Origin of the sequence: Longimicrobium sp., assembly GCF_036554565.1 — a bacterium.
GTDB lineage: Bacteria > Gemmatimonadota > Gemmatimonadetes > Longimicrobiales > Longimicrobiaceae > Longimicrobium.
On record NZ_DATBNB010000146.1, the window covers coordinates 1 to 2,693 of the forward strand.

A 2,693-nucleotide genomic window follows, 5' to 3' on the forward strand; every position below is an offset into this window, starting at 1 on the left:
GTTCAGCTGGATACTGGTTTCCAGCAGATGCATGAGGCGCCTCCCTTCTCGCGTGATGGGTTCGGTGCCTCATGCTTCTTTTTTGACCTCATGTCAAGACAACGCTACGCTATCAATTCATTCGCCCCAGCGGAGCCGAGGCCTCGGCTTCCTGACCGCTGCCGCGCCCAAGCTGAGAAGTGACGCGAGCCAGATCCTTCGGCCCGCGGGCCACGGCGTGTGGGCGGGTGCGGCGTGGCTTGGCCTCAAGGATGACAGGGTGACGCGCCACGATCGAGGTGACGCGCCACACTGGCTCCCTTCCCCCGCGCAGTTTGCGGGGGAAGGGCTGGGGATGGGGGGCGCCGCGGACGCATCGAACCCAGCCTCATCCAGCACGAAGTTCTCCCCTCTCCCCGCGCAGTCTGCCGGGGAGGGGACAGCGGACGGGGCACCCCGAAGTTGCCGAACGCACGAAGGGCGGCCGTTTCGAGCCGCCCTCACGTCATCTCATGCACACCATCCGAATCGCTTACGCCGCTTCACCCTCGCCCGCGTGCTGCTCGTGTCCGGGGTAGTGGCGGCGCAGCGTATCCAGCCGCTCCATGTCCTCGCGCCACACGGACTTGAGGATGGGGTGCCGCTCCATGTACACGCGAAGCCCGTCCACCAGCGCGTCGAGGTTCACGTCCTCGAAGTCCTCGGCAAAGGTGGGGCTCTCATCCGCCGGGGCCGGCGCCAGGGCCGACGTGGGCGCGTCGCCCAGCCACACCACGCGCCCGTCGGCGAACTGAATGCCCACGCGCTCGCCATCCGTGGCGTAGCTCCGCGCGCCCTCCCACGGCATCACGTCGTGCACCTCGCGGCCGTCGGGGCCGGGGCGCGGCAGGTAGAAGCGGTCCGGAAGGCGAATCTCGCGAACGGCAGCCATCGCGGGAGCTACGGGCGGTGGGTTCAGAATGCGAAATGGGCGCCCGAAGGCGCCCATGGGGTCAAGCCACGAACTCGGCCGGCTCACGGCGGGCCGAAGGAGCGCCGGGCTGCGCCACGGTTCCGTCGATGCCTTCGGGGTGAATGCGCTCCAGCTGCGCACGCACCTCCACGAAGCGCTGCGCCTGCGCCACCAGGCCGCGCCGCTCCAGGAACTCGTTCAGGTGGCCGAGCACCGAGCAGAGCGCGTCGTACCGCTCTCCCACGCGCCGCAGCCGGCGGATCTCGCGCACCAGGCGCAGCACCGCGTCGGGGTGAAGGGCGGCGATGTAGCGCTGGTCCGCCTCGGCCAGGTCGCGCTCGCGCTCCACCACGTACGTCAGCTCGCCGTCGTCATCCGGGGCATGCACCACCACGCGCGCGCTCTCGCCCGTCTGGTAGTCCAGCACCACCTGCGGCTCCCACGGACCGGGCGTGGCATCGCAGGCGAGCGATTCGATCTGGAACAGCTCCTGGTCCGACGGCGGAGTGTGCTTGGCCATGGATGGGGACAGGGAGTGCGGCGCGTCGCGCGCGCGAAGCCGGGGGTACGGCGGGGTATGGATCGGAAACGATGGAGACGGCGGGCACCCTTCGCAAGCCCTTCGGGCTCGTTTCGGGACACAGATGGGCTCCGAATGGAGGTGCTGCGACGCGGACCTACTCCGCGGCCGGTGCCGGTGCAGGTGCGTCCACCGGGCCGGCGACCAGCCCCTTTTCCTCGGCGGCGATCTCCGGGCGGCGGCCGCGGAAGTAGCGCACCGCCTCCATCCCCAAGCCGCAGGTGAACGCCCATGCGCCCCCCGTCGCAAAGCCGCCGAGCACGTCCGAGGGATAGTGCACGCCCAGGTACAGCCGCGACGCCCCTACCAGCAGGATGACGAGGACGGCCAGCGAGTAAGTCGCGATCCGCGTGGCCCGGGTAGGCATCAGCCGGCCCAGCAGGAACCCCAGCGTGCCGTAGATCACGATGGAGGTCATCGCGTGGCCGGACGGGAACGAGGCGTTCCCCACGTGCGGGGTGCGCCAGGGAAAGACGTCGGGGCGCGGCCGGTTGAAGAACTCCTTCATCGTCATGTTGATCAGCCCCGCCCCCAGCATCGAAATCCACAGGAGCGCGGCGGACCACCGGTGGCGGTTCAGGAGCAGGAAGGCCGTGGCCACCATCACCACCATCCACACCACCAGCCGCGCACCCAGGGCGGTCACCTCCAGCATGAAGCTGTCGAGGGCCGGCGTCCCGTTGACTGACATCCACCGCAGCACCGCCTCGTCCAGCCGCAGGGTGTGCCCGGCGACCACGGCGCGCGCCAACTCGGCGAAGAGCACCGCCCCGATCAGCACGCACGACAGGCCGATGAACAGGAACGCCCCCACGGCGGCATAGAAGCCCTCCACGTGTCGGCCGATCCACCGCAGCAGCGCGAACAGCAGGTCGCGCAGGCGGTGGATGGCCCCGCGGCGCGGGTCGGTGCGGCGCTCCAGGGGGAGGGTGGGAGGGCGCGTGCTCATGCGGGCGCCGGGGCGCACGATCCATACCGGGGTTGCGATCAGGCGGGGCCGCGCGTACGCTCCCGCTCATGATCCAGGTAACTGACGTGGTGAAGGAGTTCGGCGGCCCGCTGGCGCGCTGGCGCGGCGAGGGGGTGCGCGCGCTGGACGGCGTGACGCTGCACGTGCCCGCCGGCGCGGCGGTGGGCATCGTGGGGCCCAACGGCGCGGGGAAGAGCACGCTGATCCGGCTG

4 protein-coding genes are annotated in these 2,693 nt (G+C 70.4%); 1 reads left to right on the top strand and 3 read right to left on the bottom strand.

Features of this window, described 5'->3' with window-relative positions; translation table 11 throughout:
• Nucleotides 1-511: 511 nt before the first annotated feature.
• The 3 genes from VIB55_RS03920 to VIB55_RS03930 form a co-directional block, all read right to left on the bottom strand.
• The gene (locus VIB55_RS03920; protein WP_331875362.1) at nucleotides 512-910 is read right to left on the bottom strand and encodes a hypothetical protein; all 399 of its coding nucleotides are present in this window, start codon (nucleotides 908-910) and stop codon (nucleotides 512-514) included.
• Nucleotides 911-971: 61 nt separating this feature from the next.
• Nucleotides 972-1,451, bottom strand: coding sequence for a hypothetical protein (locus VIB55_RS03925; protein ID WP_331875363.1), 480 nt, complete (start codon nucleotides 1,449-1,451; stop codon nucleotides 972-974).
• 157 nt (nucleotides 1,452-1,608) lie between these two features.
• Entirely contained in the window at nucleotides 1,609-2,460 is an 852-nt protein-coding gene (locus tag VIB55_RS03930) for a phosphatase PAP2 family protein (protein ID WP_331875364.1), read from the bottom strand.
• Nucleotides 2,461-2,528: 68 nt separating this feature from the next.
• Between VIB55_RS03930 and VIB55_RS25430 the strand changes: the two genes are divergently transcribed.
• The coding region (locus tag VIB55_RS25430) for an ATP-binding cassette domain-containing protein (protein ID WP_349262989.1) at nucleotides 2,529-2,693 on the top strand (165 nt) is incomplete at its 3' end.